The organism is Thermosipho ferrireducens (assembly GCF_017358165.1).
GTDB classification, from domain to species: domain Bacteria; phylum Thermotogota; class Thermotogae; order Thermotogales; family Fervidobacteriaceae; genus Thermosipho_B; species Thermosipho_B ferrireducens.
Window position 1 is genome coordinate 839,292 of sequence record NZ_CP071446.1, and the last position, 16,705, is coordinate 855,996.

General features: G+C 35.1%; 18 protein-coding genes and 1 pseudogene. 17 read left to right on the plus strand and 2 right to left on the minus strand.

Annotation, left to right across the window (positions count from 1 at the left end; all coding sequences use genetic code 11):
- Positions 1 to 4 precede the first annotated feature (4 nt).
- From rpsD to JYK00_RS04190, 10 genes and pseudogenes are all read left to right on the plus strand, one after another.
- Positions 5 to 634, plus strand: a complete 630-nt coding sequence (rpsD, locus tag JYK00_RS04150; protein WP_207567425.1) for a 30S ribosomal protein S4 — start codon at positions 5 to 7, stop codon at positions 632 to 634.
- Between the two features lie 5 nt (positions 635 to 639).
- On the plus strand, positions 640 to 1,623 hold the full coding sequence (locus JYK00_RS04155; RefSeq protein WP_207567426.1) for a DNA-directed RNA polymerase subunit alpha: 984 nt from the start codon (positions 640 to 642) through the stop codon (positions 1,621 to 1,623).
- A complete protein-coding gene (rplQ, locus tag JYK00_RS04160; RefSeq protein ID WP_207567427.1) occupies positions 1,624 to 2,007 on the plus strand; it encodes a 50S ribosomal protein L17 in 384 nt (127 codons plus the stop codon). It abuts the gene before it with no gap.
- Positions 2,008 to 2,057: 50 nt separating this feature from the next.
- Entirely contained in the window at positions 2,058 to 3,374 is a 1,317-nt protein-coding gene (locus JYK00_RS04165; protein WP_207567428.1) for a trigger factor, read from the plus strand.
- The gene (gene clpP, locus JYK00_RS04170) at positions 3,358 to 3,972 is read left to right on the plus strand and encodes an ATP-dependent Clp endopeptidase proteolytic subunit ClpP (RefSeq protein WP_207567429.1); all 615 of its coding nucleotides are present in this window, start codon (positions 3,358 to 3,360) and stop codon (positions 3,970 to 3,972) included. The genes JYK00_RS04165 and clpP overlap by 17 nt, the downstream gene beginning before the upstream one ends.
- A gap of 46 nt (positions 3,973 to 4,018) precedes the next feature.
- Positions 4,019 to 4,777, plus strand: coding sequence for a YebC/PmpR family DNA-binding transcriptional regulator (locus tag JYK00_RS04175; protein ID WP_207567430.1), 759 nt, complete (start codon positions 4,019 to 4,021; stop codon positions 4,775 to 4,777).
- Complete coding sequence (locus JYK00_RS04180) at positions 4,774 to 5,499, plus strand: hypothetical protein (protein WP_207567431.1); 726 nt, start codon at positions 4,774 to 4,776, stop codon at positions 5,497 to 5,499. The genes JYK00_RS04175 and JYK00_RS04180 overlap by 4 nt, the downstream gene beginning before the upstream one ends.
- On the plus strand, positions 5,444 to 6,292 hold the full coding sequence (locus tag JYK00_RS04185) for a CheR family methyltransferase (RefSeq protein ID WP_407701727.1): 849 nt from the start codon (positions 5,444 to 5,446) through the stop codon (positions 6,290 to 6,292). The genes JYK00_RS04180 and JYK00_RS04185 overlap by 56 nt, the downstream gene beginning before the upstream one ends.
- A gap of 15 nt (positions 6,293 to 6,307) precedes the next feature.
- Positions 6,308 to 6,700 (plus strand): annotated as a pseudogene (lspA, locus tag JYK00_RS09780) (signal peptidase II); the annotation flags it as partial.
- Positions 6,701 to 6,725: 25 nt separating this feature from the next.
- A complete protein-coding gene (locus JYK00_RS04190; protein WP_207567433.1) occupies positions 6,726 to 7,655 on the plus strand; it encodes an RluA family pseudouridine synthase in 930 nt (309 codons plus the stop codon).
- On the opposite strand, the gene JYK00_RS04195 is transcribed toward JYK00_RS04190, so the two are convergent.
- On the minus strand, positions 7,650 to 8,693 hold the full coding sequence (locus JYK00_RS04195) for a hypothetical protein (protein WP_207567434.1): 1,044 nt from the start codon (positions 8,691 to 8,693) through the stop codon (positions 7,650 to 7,652). The genes JYK00_RS04190 and JYK00_RS04195 overlap by 6 nt on opposite strands.
- Positions 8,694 to 9,181: 488 nt before the next feature.
- Here JYK00_RS04195 and ord point away from each other — a divergent pair, with 488 nt between their 5' ends.
- Genes ord through JYK00_RS04225 form a run of 6 tightly spaced genes read left to right on the plus strand, consistent with a single transcriptional unit; the run spans position 9,182 to position 14,798 of the window.
- Positions 9,182 to 10,189 (plus strand): 2,4-diaminopentanoate dehydrogenase, encoded by a 1,008-nt coding sequence (gene ord / locus JYK00_RS04200; protein WP_207567435.1) that lies wholly within the window; start codon positions 9,182 to 9,184, stop codon positions 10,187 to 10,189.
- Between the two features lie 17 nt (positions 10,190 to 10,206).
- Positions 10,207 to 10,515 carry a 2-amino-4-oxopentanoate thiolase subunit OrtA gene (gene ortA, locus JYK00_RS04205; RefSeq protein WP_207567436.1) on the plus strand — a complete coding sequence of 103 codons (309 nt, stop codon included), beginning with the start codon at positions 10,207 to 10,209 and terminating at the stop codon, positions 10,513 to 10,515.
- Positions 10,508 to 11,926 carry a 2-amino-4-oxopentanoate thiolase subunit OrtB gene (gene ortB / locus JYK00_RS04210; protein ID WP_207567437.1) on the plus strand — a complete coding sequence of 473 codons (1,419 nt, stop codon included), beginning with the start codon at positions 10,508 to 10,510 and terminating at the stop codon, positions 11,924 to 11,926. Before ortA ends, ortB begins: the two co-directional genes overlap by 8 nt.
- Position 11,927: 1 nt before the next feature.
- Positions 11,928 to 12,308: an ornithine aminomutase subunit alpha gene (locus JYK00_RS04215; RefSeq protein WP_207567438.1), complete on the plus strand. Its 381-nt coding sequence runs from the start codon at positions 11,928 to 11,930 to the stop codon at positions 12,306 to 12,308.
- On the plus strand, positions 12,292 to 14,484 hold the full coding sequence (gene oraE / locus JYK00_RS04220) for a D-ornithine 4,5-aminomutase subunit OraE (protein WP_228288207.1): 2,193 nt from the start codon (positions 12,292 to 12,294) through the stop codon (positions 14,482 to 14,484). The genes JYK00_RS04215 and oraE overlap by 17 nt, the downstream gene beginning before the upstream one ends.
- The gene (locus JYK00_RS04225) at positions 14,481 to 14,798 is read left to right on the plus strand and encodes a VanZ family protein (protein ID WP_207567439.1); all 318 of its coding nucleotides are present in this window, start codon (positions 14,481 to 14,483) and stop codon (positions 14,796 to 14,798) included. Before oraE ends, JYK00_RS04225 begins: the two co-directional genes overlap by 4 nt.
- Here JYK00_RS04225 and JYK00_RS04230 read toward each other — a convergent pair.
- On the minus strand, positions 14,755 to 15,255 hold the full coding sequence (locus JYK00_RS04230; RefSeq protein ID WP_207567440.1) for a chromate transporter: 501 nt from the start codon (positions 15,253 to 15,255) through the stop codon (positions 14,755 to 14,757). The genes JYK00_RS04225 and JYK00_RS04230 overlap by 44 nt on opposite strands.
- 200 nt (positions 15,256 to 15,455) lie before the next feature.
- On the opposite strand from JYK00_RS04230, the gene JYK00_RS04235 reads away from it, so the two are divergent.
- Positions 15,456 to 16,691, plus strand: coding sequence for a L,D-transpeptidase family protein (locus tag JYK00_RS04235; protein ID WP_228288208.1), 1,236 nt, complete (start codon positions 15,456 to 15,458; stop codon positions 16,689 to 16,691).
- Positions 16,692 to 16,705 lie beyond the last annotated feature (14 nt).

The window sequence follows — 16,705 nt, forward strand, 5'->3', positions numbered from 1 at the left end:
ATAAATGGCAAGATATACAGGTCCACAATGTAAACTTTGCAGACGCGAAGGAATGAAGTTGTACCTGAAAGGCGAACGATGTTTTACTGATAAATGTGCTTTTGATAAAAGGCCTTACGCTCCAGGAGATCATGGAAGAGCAAGAAACAAGTTAACTCAGTATGGAATTCAGCTCAGGGCAAAACAAACAATGAAGAGAATATACGGTGTGCTGGAAAAACAATTTAGAAGATATTATGAAAAAGCTGCAAGGCAATCAGGGGATACACGTGAAAATCTTGTACTTCAAGTGGAAAGAAGACTCGATAATGTAGTTTATAGACTTGGCTTTGCAGTTAATAGAAATACTGCTCGACAATTAGTTAACCACGGTCATGTGCTTGTTAACGGTAAAAAGGTGAGCATACCTTCTTACCAGGTAAGACCCGGAGACGTCATAGAAGTTAAAGAAGCGAGTAGAAATATAGAACCAGTTAAACAGGCCATTGAGCTTAATAAAGATAAAAATAGAATGCCATGGCTTTCTGCTGATTATGAGAATTATAAAGGGGTTTATGAAAGACATCCAAAATTGGAAGAAGTTATCGACTTGCCAGTTGATGTACAGGCAATTATCGAATTGTACTCGAGGTGATGTATATGGAATTTGTTATGCCAAAAAAAATGAAACTCGAAGAGATGTCAGAAGGGGAAGAGCATTACTATGCGAAGTTTATACTGTCTCCTCTTGAGAAGGGATACGCTACAACGATAGGTAATACTTTAAGAAGAGTGTTACTTTCTTCAATACCATCTCTTGCAATAACAGATGTGAGATTTGTTCGACCAGAGAAGTATCATGAATTTGATACATTAGAAGGTGTAAAGGAAGATATAATCGAAATATTGCTCAATCTGAAAAAAGTGCAATTGAGAATGGAAACATACGTTGAAGAACCTGTTAAAATGAAGATTCAAAAAGCTGGAGCAGGAGAAATACTTGCAAAAGATATAGAAGTTCCTGCGGGGGTTACAATAACAAATCCCAATCTTCATATAGCTACTCTTAATGAAGATGCTGACATTGAAATAGAGATATACGCAACAGTTGGAAAGGGGTTTGTCCCTGCAGCTGAAAGGGTTGAACGTCCCGAAATTGGCTGGATAGTATTAGATGGAGTTTATAATCCTGTTTTGAAAGTTAACTGGAGAATGGAAAATGTTCGTGTTGGAAAGAAAACAGACTATGACAAACTTATTCTTGAGGTATGGACCAAGAAAAGTATAAGACCTATTGAGGCAATGAAACAAGCGGTAAGAATAATAATAGACCATTTCAGTGTTGTAGAAGAAAGTCTGGGAGATATTGAAGAAGTTCCTATTTCTTTAGAGGTTTCAAAAGAAGATACAGAAGAAGTAGTTTTTGAAAATGATGTTTTGCAGAGGAAAATTGAAGAACTTGATCTTTCAGTAAGGGCTTTGAATTGTTTGAAACGAGACAGAATAGAAACAATAGGTGATTTACTTGAAAGAGGAGAAGAAGAGCTTTTGAAAATTAAGAATTTTGGATCAAAGTCCCTTGATGAAGTAAAAGAAAAACTTATGGAAAAATTTGGTCTCACATTTGGAAAGGGGGACAAATAAATGAGGCATCGTGTAAAAAAACACAGAATAGGTAGATACGGAAGTCACAGGAGAGCTACTTTGAGAAATCTTGCAAGAGAAATAATTAAGCATGGGAGTATTCTTACAACTACAGCAAAAGCTAAAGCAGTTCAGTCATTTTTTGAAAAACTTATGACAAAAGCGATAAAAGCGAAAAAGGCTGATAAAAAAGAAGTAAGCGTTGCTTTAAGAAGAGAGATATTCAAGGCCATTGGAGATAGAAGACTAGTTAATAAATTGGTGGATGAGATAGCTCCGAAATTTTTAGAAAGACCGGGAGGATATACTGCGATTTATAAGGTAGGTCCAAGAAGAGGCGATGGAGCAGAAATGTCCCTGATAAAACTTGTCGAAGAGGAATAATAAATTGTAAGGGGGGTATCCCCCTTTTTTAATCTCAAGGAGGTGCACAGATGGATATTAAGGAGTTAGGCATAGATAAAAATGTTGTGACGAAAGAATATGTTTTTAGCAAGCAGGAAATAGAAATAGCCGAGAGAAGAGTTACAAATGAATTAAATCAAAAATATACTATAGAAGGATTTAGAAGAGGAAGAGTTCCTAAATCAGTTTTTAAAACAAGATTTGGGAAGTCGTTTTATGAAATATTCGTTTTTGAAAAACTTATAGATAATATATACAATTCAGTTAAAGGGGAGAATTTACTTCTCGTTCCAGAAATAGCTGAAAGTACAGTAAACGCTGATGAAGCAAAGATTGTAGTTTATTTACACAAAAAACCAGAAATTACAATAGATTATGAGAAAATAAAAGTGAAAGTTACAAACAAGGAACAGGTACTTGATAATTACGTGGAGTTTAGACTTAAAACATTCCAGGAAGAAAACGCAATATTAGAACCCAAAGATGGAGAAGCTGATTATGAAGATCTTGTAAAAGTAAAAGTTACTATCTTATCTAACGACACGGGGAAAGAGCTTATCAAAGAAAAGGAAGACGAATATGTTTTGTATAAAGATGATGAACGTCCAATAGTAACGAATGTTGTGGGACATAAAAAAGGCGATATTGTAGAATTTGATAGAGAATTCGATGTTTCTGAAGAAGGGAAAAAATTGAGTTACCATTATAAAATAGAAATTTTAGAAATATACAATCGCAATCTTCCAGAAATTACTGACGAGTTTGTAAAAACGACTCTTTCTGAAATGCATCTTGAAACAGTGGAAGCTTTAAAAAATAAATTAAGAGAAGAAGGAGAGCAAATTTACGAATCAGAAACCAAACAGTCCATTAGAGAACAGATTCTTTCGCTGCTACCTGATGCTACAGAGCTTGATATTTCTGAAAAGACAATAGACTATGCAGTGAGATTAATAGTTGCAAATATGAAGGAAGAAAACAGCTTTGAAAACTTTGTCAAGAAATATAATAACGAAGAAGAAGCTTTGAAAGAATTAAAAGAATACTATTTGCATGATTTGAAAAAAGAGCTTGCACTTGACAAAATAGCAAAAGAAAATGAAATAAAAAAAGAGGTTACAGATGAAGAATTGGATAGTTATGCGGAAATATTAGCTCCTTATTGGGGGATAAGTGTTGAGAGAGCAAAAGTGCTGGTGAAAGAAAGAGCTGATATTAGAAAAGAAGTTGAAAATACAATATTTGTCGATAAAATCCTCGATGTAATAGCAGAAAAAGTTGAAAAAGAGGTAGTAGACGTGGATAAGGATAACAAAGAAGGTGAGGAAAATGAAAAAGAACAGTGAGTTTTTAGACCAATATGTTCCTATGGTTGTGGAAAGTACAGGTCGTTATGAGAGAGCTTATGATATATATTCAAGACTTTTAAAAGATAGAATAATATTTCTGGGAAGCGCAATAGATGATCACGTTGCTAATCTGGTTGTTGCACAACTATTGTTTTTAGAAGCGGAAGATCCCGATAAAGATATTCAGTTGTATATAAACTCTCCAGGAGGATCTGTAAGTGCGGGGCTCGCTGTTTATGATACAATGCAATATGTAAAATGTGATATTGCAACTATATGTATTGGTCAGGCTGCTTCAATGGGTGCTGTTTTACTTGCAGGTGGTGCAAAAGGTAAGAGATTTGCACTTCCCAACAGTAGAATAATGATTCATCAACCACTCGGTGGAGCTGAAGGTCCAGCAAAAGATGTTGAAATACTTGCCAAAGAATTGCTCAGAATAAAAAATAGAATAAATGAGATATTAAGCTATCACACAGGGCAGCCTATCGAAAAAATAGAAAAAGACACGGATCGTGACTTCTTTATGACAGCAGAGGAAGCCAGAGAATATGGAATAGTAGATAAAGTTATAGTACCTGGCGAAAAAAGGTAATATGTTATAATTAGAGGTGTAAAGTTTTTAAAGGAGGTATAGAAGGATGTCTGGACATAACAAATGGGCTAATATTAAACACAGAAAAGCGGCCCAGGATGCTAAAAGATCTAAAATATTTACCAAGTTAATAAGAGAAATAATAGTTGCAGCAAGAGAAGGCGGAGGAGATCCTGAAAGTAACCCGAGGTTAAGGGCTGTAATTGAAAGAGCAAGAGCTGCTAATATGCCAAAAGATACTATTGAAAAATCCATAAAAAAAGGAACAGGGGAATTAGAAGGCGTAGATTACCAGGAAATAATATACGAAGCTTATGCACCAGCTGGAGTTGCACTTTATATTTATGCAATGACAGATAACAAAAATAGAACTGCTCAGGAATTAAGACATCTTTTAAGTAAGCATGGTGGATCGCTTGCGGAAAGTGGGTCAGTTGCATGGCTTTTCGATAGAAAAGGTGTAATAGAAATACCAAAGGAGAAAATAGCCGATTTTGAAGAGTTTGCTATGCTTGCTATTGATGCAGGAGCGGAAGACATTATAGAAGATGATCCTGTACAGGTATTAACCACCCCTGATACTTTAACAAGTGTTAAAGAAACACTTGCCCAGAATGGTTATGAAGGTGAAGCCAAGATAACATTTATTCCCAAAAATACTGTACATATAACAGGTTCGGATGCTGAAAAAGTTTTGAAGCTTATAAGTATTCTGGAAGACAATGATGATGTTCAGGAAGTTTACGCTAATTTTGATATAGATGATGCAGAAATGGAGGAAATAATGGCTAAACTTGAAGGATGAGAAGGATATTTCTTTTTCTAACGTTATTAATAGTAATTTTGTCTTTTTCCAACACATTTTTATTCTGGGTTTCGCCATTTGGTCAAAATTATGGATTCAGTATACGTCAAAACGTTTCTTTCTGGAAAGTTGATGCCCTGCTCCTTTATGAAATAGAAGTAGAGTGGAGACAGGGCATTATTCTATTATACCCTGAGAACCCAGAATTATATTTTTCTTTGGACTCAGATTTGTACATGGTACAATATGGGTACTTTCATAAAAATATACCATTTTCTACTTTTGTAAATCCTTACGAGAAAGGATTAAATTTGCAGTGGGGTTTTACTGGTTTTTATAATGAGTTTCAATATTTTTCATCTCCATATTTTAGTTTGCTTTTGGGAAATGACTTTTTTAATGTAAGCATGAAATATAACAAAATGTTCTTTTTTTACGAAGAAAATTCAACAGCTACAGTTTATGGAGCAGGATATGATAGTATTATTTTTTATTTTGATGAATATGGTTTTGAAGTAGCTTTTCATGTGGAAACTGAGACTATTGGATTGTATTTAGTTCCCTCAAGAGGAGTATTTGGCTTTGTTGTAAATTCAGGTGAAAATTATTTATTTTTAACAAATGAGTTTTTTGAAACGGTATTGAAATGGGGTGAATTATATGTCTTTGGAAGAGTTCAGAAAAAAAAGGCAATTTTCAAACTTGGGTTCTCAATTTGGTGAAATTAAAGAGTTTCCAGTTGAAGAATTCGAGTGGTTTATTAAGAAAGTGAAAGAAAGTTTTGGACTGGATTTAACTGGTTATAAGCCACACCGGGTCAAGAGAAGAATAGAGATGTTAATTAGAAAATATAGTCTATCATCGTATAAGGAATATTACGAATTACTTTTAAAAGATAATAAGAAGAAAGAGGAATTTTTTGATAGGTTGACAATAAATGTTACAGAATTTTTTAGAAACCCGGAAAAATGGTGGGAATTAAGGGATCGATTTCTTCCCAAATTGTTATCTGAAAGAAAAAATAAGTTTAAAGCGTGGAGTGCTGGTTGTTCTTCTGGAGAGGAGCCGTATTCTCTTGCTATACTTTTAGAGGAACTTAAAGCCCCCATAGGAGCAAAAGTATTGGCTACTGATCTTGATATAGGCGTTTTAAATAAGGCAAGACTTGGAAAATATGAGGAAAGATCACTGGTAAGTACACCGCAATCTTATATAAATAAATATTTCGAATTACTTGATTCTGGAAAATTTATGGTTAAACCTTCTGTTAAGGCAAGGGTGAAATTTAAACAACATAATCTTTTGCAGGATCCATTTGAGAAAGATTTTGACATAATAATATGTAGAAATGTGGTTATATATTTTGAACTTCATGCAAAAGAGATTTTGTATAAAAAATTTGCAGAGTCTTTACGTTCGGGAGGGTTATTGTTTGTAGGTAGCACAGAGAGAATTTTTAATTACAAACAGATAGGACTTACTGTTGTGTCGCCTTTTATTTACCAGAAGTTGTAAGGAAGAGGTGGTTTTTTGTTTTGGGTTACAATATCTTTTGTCTTAGATCAAATAACAAAATATCTGGCAACAGAATTTTGGCGTTTTAAACCAGAGAAGATTTTTTTTGGTTTTTTTTATTTAACTTATGCCACAAACAAAGGAATAGCTTTTGGGCTTCTGGCAAATGCAAGGGAGATAGTGATATATTTAACGTTAATTGTAACTATCCTGGTGTCAATTGTACCGTTGTTTAAGAAACTTTCTTTTACTTCAAATATGTTTATAGGTTTTATTGTGGGCGGTTCGCTGGGTAATATAGTTGATAGAATACGTTTTGGATATGTTGTGGATTTTATAACTATGCCTTATTGGCCTACCATATACAATCTTGCGGATTTTTTTATTCTTCTTGGAGGAATAGGGATTTCTTTCACGGTTTTATGGAGGGGAGATGTTGAACTTAATAGTAACATCAAGGGAAGAAAGCTGGAGACTCGACAGGTACGTCCAGGAGAAATCGCCGGACTGGATTTCAAGAACATTTATTCAAAAGGCGATAAAAAATGGAGAAGTAACAGTGAATGGCAGGAAGAAGAAACCGAGTTACAGGGTGAAGATTGGGGATATAATTACCTTGAATCTTCCAGAAAAACCGGAGAAGGTGGAAATTCTTCCTGAGAATATACCATTATCGATAATATACGAGGATAAAGATATAATAGTAATCAACAAAGCTCCCGGAATAATAACTCATCCTACTCCTTCAGTAACTACAGGAACCTTAGTTAACGCGATATTGTTTCATTGTAAGGATTTACAGGGAATAGGAGGAGAACTCAGACCAGGAATTGTACACAGACTTGATAAAGACACGAGCGGAGTAATTGTTGTTGCAAAAAACGATAAAGCTCACCAGAGTCTTTCCCAGCAGTTCAAGGATAGAGTTACTGAAAAAGTATACGCTGCTGTTGTTCATGGGAATGTTAAAAAAGACTATGGAGCTATAGAGGTTTCTCTTGCGAGAAATCCGGTTCTTAGAACAAAAATGGCAGCACTTGAATGGGGAAAACCAGCCGTTACTTATTTTAAAGTAATCAGAAGATTTTCAAATATAGCCTCCCTTGTTTTTGCTTATCCCAAGACAGGAAGAACTCATCAAATAAGGGTTCATATGAAATATATGGGAAATCCTTTGCTTGGAGATGAATTATACGGAAAAGGAAAAAAAGATGAAATATACAATGTAAGGCGTCAAATGTTACACGCTTTAAGATTATCGTTTTATCATCCTTCCACCAAGGAAAAAGTTATTTTTACAGCTCCACTGCCAGAAGATTTTAAAAATGTATTGAGAACGCTTTCGAAATTAGAAGAATCATAGTAAAGGCAAAAATATATATCTTTTATGTTGACTGGTGGTAACTATTAAAAATTTATCTCCCAGGGCAATTTTAATATTTTCGCCTCCAATTCTATTCAAAACACTCCTGAAAAAATATGCGGGCACTTCAGTATAAAAAGTTTTTTTCACAGCTGTTTTTATTATTCCTTTATATTCCAGACCATTTTTTGATGAATAAAATATCAATTTATCATTTTTGCCTGCTATTTTGACGTGTGTATATTTTCCAAGTATCATTGATCTTCTTAGAAAATGCCTTAACATTTTTAAATTTGATGAAGCTATAAAAAAAGCATTTTTTATTTCATTTTCAAGTAGATCTAATCTGGTAAAGTTTTCAGAAATGTTTTCTCCACACAGGTTATACGTATATTTTGATTTAAATACAAGATGATTAATTCCCATACCAAAATGTAATTCTTTTTGAGGTAATTTTTTGAATGATTTTACAATGTGACGCACTGAGAAGTAGGGAACGCTCCAGGCTAAGGTTCTTGAGAATTTTAACATTTCTCGGCGAGTATAACATATTATAGAGTTGTGTTCTGCGGCCATTTTGAGGAAGTCGTGAAAAAATATGTCTATCATACTTCCTTCTTCAAGATGAGCAGATACAAAATCTAAATCATTTACAAAAGAGCCTGTGTGAATACTTCCAAGATGTTCTGCTCTGTCTTCAAACGAAGTAAATTTAAAGGTATCAACCTTTAATTTTATACTTTCGCTTCGAGCTTTTAAAACGATATAATTTCCATCCGAGTAAAGAGAAATTTCTCCGGAAAGATCCTGCAGAAATGCTTTTAAAATGTCTAATGAAGCGTTAAAAGAAAGTGTAGTAGGATTAATTTTTCCAACAGGGATTCTTACAGAAAGGCAACCATCTGTTCCATAAAGTGTAAGATAACCTCTATTATATGAAAATCCCACGTATCTTACAGAAGGTTCAATGCTTCCACATATTTTGTCTATGTGATTTATAGCCTCTCTTAATATTTCAGTATGAATTGTTATTTTCATAATCCCACCATATATCTACACGTTTTCAGGTTCGTTGAGATTATAACATATTATAGATATATAGATGTAGAGTGGATACAAATTAGCGAGGTTGGCGAGTGTTGGCGAGGTTAGCAAGATTGGCGAGATTGGCGAGGTTAGCGAGAGTTAGCAAGGTTGGTAAAAAGCAAGATCCTTCGCTACGCTCAGGATGACAAAAAAGGTTGTCATTCCGAGGAGCGTAGGAGGTGAGGAATCTTAATTTGGCGAGAGTTAGCGAGTGCTGGCGAGATTGTTGAGGTTAGCGTTTCACCTATTTTTTGAATAAATAGGTGTATGTATGATTATACTTACGCATAGTTATGTATAAAGGAGTATAATATGGTTTATTTTAATTTGTCTTTTTTACGTAAAATTAATTGAATTTAAATAGGTTGGAAAAGTTTCGATGAACATGATAACATAAAAGATGGGATATTCTAAATTTTAATCAAAGGAGGAAGAATAAAATGAGAATAGTGAGTTGGGGTCTTGGAGCTATGGGAAAAGGCATTGCGAAAAACATAGTGGAAAGTGGTTATATGAAACTTGTTGGAGCAATTGATAATAATCCTGCACTTTCCGGGAAAGACATAGGAGAAATTCTGGGAACAGGTAATTGCGGAGTGACAATAAGTGAAACGCCAGATGTTATAGAAAAAACCAATCCTGATCTTGTTGTGATTGCAACATCTTCTTTTGTGAAAGAAGTACTCCCTCAAATAGAATATTCTATAAAATCTCACGCAAACGTTATAACAATAGCAGAAGAAATGGCTTATCCATTCGATTCTCACACCGAAGAATCACTTTACATTGATAGTCTCGCACGAAGATACGGTGTTACTGTACTTGGAACTGGTGTAAATCCTGGTTTTGTTCTTGATACATTGATAATTTCTTTAACAGGGGTGTGTAACAAGGTTGATAAAATTGTTGCAAGAAGAATCAACGACCTATCTCCTTTTGGTAAAACGGTAATGGAAACACAAGGAGTAGGTACCACACCTGAAGAGTTTGAAGAAGGATTGAAAAGTGGAAAAATAGTGGGACACATAGGTTTTCCACAAAGTATTATGATGATTGCCCGGGCGCTGGGATGGAATATAGATAGAGTGGAAGAAGAAAGAAAACCAATTATTTCAAAAGTTCATAGAGAAACGCCAGTGGTAGAAGTAAAACCTGGAATGGTAGCGGGGTGTAATCATTCGGCAAAGGCTTATATAGGGAATGATGTTGTTATAGAAATGCAGCATCCACAGCAAATTCATCCACACCTTGAAGGAGTTGAAACAGGAGATTATATAGAGATTTACGGTGATCCAGATATTAAACTGGCGATAAAGCCGGAGATACCAGGTGGTAAAGCTACAATAGCAATAGCAACAAATATGATTCCAATTGTGATAGGAGCACAATCAGGACTAAAATGTATGGCTGATTTACCTGTTCCGCGTTCAATTCTTTCAATAAAGTAAGTACAGAGGTGATTTACATGAAAGCCAGAAAAGGTGATTGGGTGCAAATACAGAAGACCATTTTAAAACCAGAAGAGCGAACAGCGCCACTTCCAGATGATACTAAAAAGGTTCCTTTTGAAATGAGAGTTAAAGGTTTTTTGTTAAATGAAAGTGCAATAGAAGGTGATATAGTTGAGATAAGAACATTAACAGGCAGGATAGTGAAAGGAACTCTGGTTTCAATTAATCCTGTGTATGAGCATAATTTTGGTGAACCAGTACCAGAACTCATTAATGTTGGATTGGAACTTAGAAAGATTTTAGAAGGTGATAACAATGCGTGATGTATCTTATGATGCAGTAATGTCGAGAAAGAATGAAATAATGAAAAAAGCTGTCGGGATAGATTATAAAAAATTTATAAGCAGCGAGATAGCATTTGATTATAACAAAATGATGGACGAAGTGGGATACGATATAGAAACAGTAAAAGAGATTCAGAAAGAAACAGGTGTGGGGAATACACCACTTGTCGAGCTTAAGCAAATAAATAAACTTATAAAGAAAATAGCTCCTAAAGGTAAAGGGGCCCGAATATTTGTAAAGGATGAAGCCACAAATCCATCTGGAAGCTATAAAGATAGAAGAGCTTCTGTGAGCATTTATCACGCGCAAAAACTTGGATATAAAGGTGTTATTGCAGCCACAAGTGGAAACTATGGGGCTGCTGTAGCATCACAAGCTGCTAAAAGGGGCCTAAAATGTATAATAGTCCAGGAATGTTATGATAGCAAATGGATAGGTCAACCAGAAATTCTTGAAAAGGCAAGAGCATGTGAGGCTTATGGAGCAGAAGTTGTTCAGCTTACAGTTGGGCCAGAACTTTTTTATTATACGCTCGTATTGCTTGAAGAAACAGGGTATTTTAATGCGTCGCTTTATACACCATATGCAATTGCAGGTGTAGAAACACTGGGTTATGAGATAGCAGTTCAAGCAAAGGAAATAACAGGAAGATATCCTGATGCTGTTGTTATTACCCACGCTGGTGGTGGAATATTAACAGGAACAGCCCGTGGTCTAAAAAAGGCTGGCGCAGTTGATACTCAGGTGATAGCTGCAAGTGTTAATTTGCGAGGGCTTCATATGGCAAGTGATAAAGATTTTAATAGGAAATATTTTACAACGGGACACACTGGTTTTGGAATACCTTTTGTTACCTTTCCGGATAGATCGGATGTTCCCAAAAATGCTGCAAGAGCTTTAAGATATATGGATAGATATCTTCTGGTTACACAGGGAGAGGTATTTTACATAACTGAGATGTTAGCTCAGCTTGAAGGAATTCAAAGGGGACCTGCTGGTAACACATCTTTAGCTGCTGCTTTTGCATTAGCGCTCGAGATGGAAGAAGATAAAGTTATTGTTGTAAATGAAACAGAGTATACTGGTGCTGGAAAACTCCCATCTGCTCAACTTACATTTGCCAGAAAAATGGGGATGGAGATAAAGAGAGGAGATCCTGTAGCAGAAGATTTACCTGGGAAAAGAATAGTGATACCTCAACATCCGTCGCAAATCGCATATATAGAACTTAATATGGATAATATAAGAAAAAGTTATGTAAAAGAGGTTATAAAGAGATATGGAAAAAAAGACTTTACAAAAGAGGAAATAGAATTTATGGCGGAAGATACAAATACAACTCCCGAGAAAATTAATAATTTCATAGAAGAAATACTTGGAGGTGAATGATTTGAAACCACGTAAAGATGATTTTGAGGTTAGAAGTAAACATCTTCAAAAGATGTCAGATAAAGAATTAAACGAATATTTCTGGCACCTTGTAGAAAAAGTGGTTGATCCATTGATCGAACTTGCCAGAACTCATACTTCACCATCTGTAGAAAGATCAGTGCTTTTAAGAATGGGATTTAACAGTATGGAATCAACAAAACTTGTTGATATGATCTTTCAAAAAGGTTTGCTGGGAAAAGGAGCAGGTCATATAGTATGGAGAATAGCCAGAGAAAAAAACTTAGATGTGTTAACCGCAGGTAGAGAACTAATTGCTGGAAAATACTGGGAAGATGTAGACAGGATTTTCAAAGGGGTGAAAAATGATGCTAAAGCCTGATAAACCAATTGATATAGATGAAATATTAAAGGATCTGGATAAATACCGTCCAAGAAGAAGAGGATGGACGTGGAGAAAAAGATTGAAAGAAGGCACAAAGATAGGAGATTATGAGTATTATCAGGTTAGTGAAGATTTAAAAAATAGTGTGCCACTTCCCGCTGCACATTATTTTGGAAATATAGATCCGCAACCTGAAGTTGTCATAACTTCAGAAATTGCTTCAGGAAGGTTTGAAGATGATATTAGAAGAATGAGAATGGCGGCGTGGCACGGGGCAGATCATATAATGGTTATAAGAACTCTTGGTCAATCCCATTATGATGGTCTTATAGAAGGAACACCAGAAGGTGTTGGAGGAATACCAATTACAAGGAAACAACTTCGTGCTACAAGGAAGGCGTTAGATTTAATAGAAGACGAGGTTGGACGACCTATCAATTTCCACAGTTACGTATCCGGAGTAGCAGGTCCAGAAATAGCGGTTTTATTTGCCGAAGAAGGTGTAAATGGAGCGCACCAGGACCCACAGTATAACGTGCTTTACAGAGGTATAAATCCCATAAGGTCTTTTGTTGATGCAGCTGTTGCTAAAAAAATAATGGCGTGGGCGAATATGTTGCAGATTGATGGAGCGCATAACGCGAACGCTTCCGCAAAACTTGCCTGGACTGTGATGCCGGAACTTCTGGTGCAGCACGCTATAAACTGTATGTACTCTCTTAAAGCAGGAATGAAGAAAGAGTATATAGCCCTCTCTACAGTTCCACCGGTTGTTGCACCGATGCCTGAATTTAGATATAACTTGCCGTATGCTGTTGCTTTACGAGAATTGTTTGACGGATTTAAGTTTAGGGCCCAGATGAATACAAGATACATTGAATCTGATCTTTTTGATGCTACAAGAATTCACGTGCTTAATACACTTATTTCAAGACTTACTTCTGCTGACTTACAATCTACAATAACACCTGACGAAGGAAGAAATGTACCATGGCATGTAAACTCAATTCGTGGTGTTGAAACAGCCAAGCATACTCTTATAGCTCTTGATGGAATGAAAGAGTATATAAAAATAGATGAACAAAAAATAAGAGAGCGAGTAAGAGAACTTAAAATGAGAGCTATCTTGATGTTAGAGGAAATAATAGATATGGGAGGTTACTTTGAGGCTTTAGAAGCGGGAATGTTTGTTGACAATGGTTATTACCCGGAACGAATTGGAGATGGAATTGCCAGGAAAAAGGATGGAGAAATAGCTGCCGGGACTGTGGTACCGCGAGAGTCTGATTATATGGCACCTGTATGTGAACATTTTGGATATAACAATTTACCGGAAAAAGTTGAAAAGCCATGTGATTTAATAGGTGGATGTACTCTGCATAATCCAGAAAAAATTCAATTTATTGATGAACTTGATGAAACAGATAATGTAAACTTGAGACTTGAGAAAGTCCGAGACATGAAAAATAGAAACGTTATAAAACCAGAAGTTGAATGGTTCGCCGACGGGTGGATTCAATTAGATATGACATTTGCACTACCTGAAGAGCTGGCAGAAGCTGCAGCAATAACATTATGTGAGCGTTTAGGTTTAGAAGAACCTGCTGTAATAAGTAAAACTGTTTTACATCCATCAGAAGGAACTTATTTAGAAATAAAGGCCAGAGTTCCGTTTGAAATAGAAATTGATAAACTTGAACTTCCTGAAAAACCTGAAACGCTTCCTGAAGAGGAAATTTTTGAATTTGTGAAAAACAATCCTATACATGTTGTTGCTGGTACAGTTGGAAATGATGAACATTCAGTTGGATTGAGAGAAATTCTTGATATAAAACATGGTGGTATAGAAAAATACGGCATAAAGTACACTTATCTTGGAACAAGTGTTCCACCTGAGAAAATGATAGACGCAGCAATTGAAACAGGAGCAAAAGCTATACTTGCTTCTATGATCATTACACATAATGATGTTCATGTAAAAAATATGAAGCGATTGCATGAATTAGCCATTGAAAAAGGTATTCGTGATAAAATACTTTTGATAGCAGGTGGGACTCAAATAGTCAATGACTTAGCAATTGAAAGTGGTATGGACGCAGGATTTGGAAGAGGTACGAAAGGGGTGCATGTAGCATCATTTATAGTGAAAAAGTTAAAAGAAAAAGACAAATGATTTATAGAATAATATTTGTGGCTATTGCCATGGTTGTGGCAATAGCCTCTTTTATTCCGTTACAAATGGACAGCTATCCTAACCAGGACAAAACTTATCATATATTAGCGTATATTCCAATAGGTTTTTTTGGCTTTCTTGGATTTAGCAAATACTCCTGGCTTTTTGGTGTTATACCAGGACTTTTAGAAATAGTACAACCGTATTTTGGAAGAGTATCAAGCATCTGGGATTTTCTTTTTAGTTTTCTTGGAATGGCGTATGGAATACTTATTGCAGAGCGATTATTCCCACTATTCCGGACAACAAAATAATGTATATGGGATCCATTTTAGTTTTGATAAAGAACATAAAAGAGATAAAGGCGATTACTAAAGAAATAGTACTATCTATTTTAAGTAACAAAGATTGTAAAGTTACCATTATAAGAAAAGTAACACCGTATTTTAGAGCTGAGATTAATCTTTTATTTTTTATTATTTGATTTCTAAATACAAAGAGCAACGAAGTAAAAATTATTGGAGAGATTAGTACGGCACTTGTGGTTAATAAAGCCCCAACAATACCGTGAATTTTAAGACCTACATAGGTAGCTGTATTTAGCAGTACAGGACCTGGTGTCATTTGGGCAACAGAGATAATTTCTTTAAATTCAACTCTGGTTAACCATCCTTTTTGAATGACTGTATCCTGAATGATTCCTAAAACAGACCATCCTCCACCAAAAGCGAGAAACCCAATTCCTGCAAAGGTTAAAAATAACTCTAACAACTTTTTTCTCTCCTTATAAAAATTTCTAAAATCAGATATAATCAGGGATAATTTTCAAGGTTATAAGCATATGTTTTTAGTTATAAGATAACAATTATTATTTTAACATAAGATGTTATAATAAAAATATAGACCTTATTGTGAAAGTGTAAATATTTTAGCATGGTTCATTTTTTTAAGTTACGAGGAGGGTAGATATATTGAAAAGGATTCTGATTATAATGCTAATAGCAATAAGTGTTATAATTGCATTTTCTGCGCATAAAATAACAATTGAAAGTGTAACTTCTACAGGAGTTACACTGGAGGTAATACCTTACTATGAAACTAAAACACTACCCAGAGTTTATGTTTATGGCCCTACAGGTTTTCAAATAGCAAAACACAAAAAGGATAATTTATATTCTATTCCAAACATGAATTCTGATTGGTTGATACCAATAGTTTACGGTACAAATGTTAACGGTAATATTATTTTTGGGAGTGTTTCTAAACCTATATTATACCTTAATGATTTTAAATCGGGTATAAAAATAAAAGTTTTGACCAATCCAGATGATCTTTCTATGACAGTTTCTGTGGAAAGTAATCTGAATATTTTTAAAGCGTATGTTGACGATTTAGAGCTTATGCATTTTGAGGCTGATGGGGTTAAGATATTATTTACAGATAAGAAAAGAGGAGAAGGGATTAATATACTGCGGATTTTCTTTAAACTTCCAAATAATAGAGTAAAGAGAGTAGAATATAAATTATTTACACTGGCAGGGTATACAACATATCTGCGCGGAGATTCAACTCCTTATGTTGTGCAAATAAAAGGAATTCACAAAGTGCAACGCGGGGAGAATTTATGGGAAATAGCAACTAAATATGGAGTAAGAACAGCTGATTTACAGATAATAAATAACCTTGAAGATCCAGATAAAATTTATCCTGGAATGAAAATAAAAATAGGTATTGTTCAATTTACAGAAGGTCTAACAACGGTGGTTGTCAACCTTTCAACTTCCAGACTGGCAGTTTACTATGCTGGCAAACTTGTAAAGGTGTTTCCTGTTGCTATCGGAAGAAGTGATGCGATGCCTCCAGGAAATTATTGGATTTACGATAAAAGAATAGATCCAGCTTTGTATTGGTATGGAGAGTATATCCCACCAAGTTCACCTATAAACGGACTTGGTACCAGGTATTTGCAGTTTTCTGATCCAACTTACGGCATTCATGGAACTTCAAAACCATGGGAAATAGGCCGCAGGATTTCACACGGTTGTGTAAGGATGAATAATAAAGATGTAGAAGCATTGGATGCGTTTGTGGATCTGGGAAGTCCTGTGATAGTAATAAAAAATTATGAGGATTTTCCACAAGAACTTGAAAAATTGCCAGAATTTATAGCTTTTAGAACTTCTTTGAAGGATAAGTTTGCAAATTGAAAAAAGAGGGATGA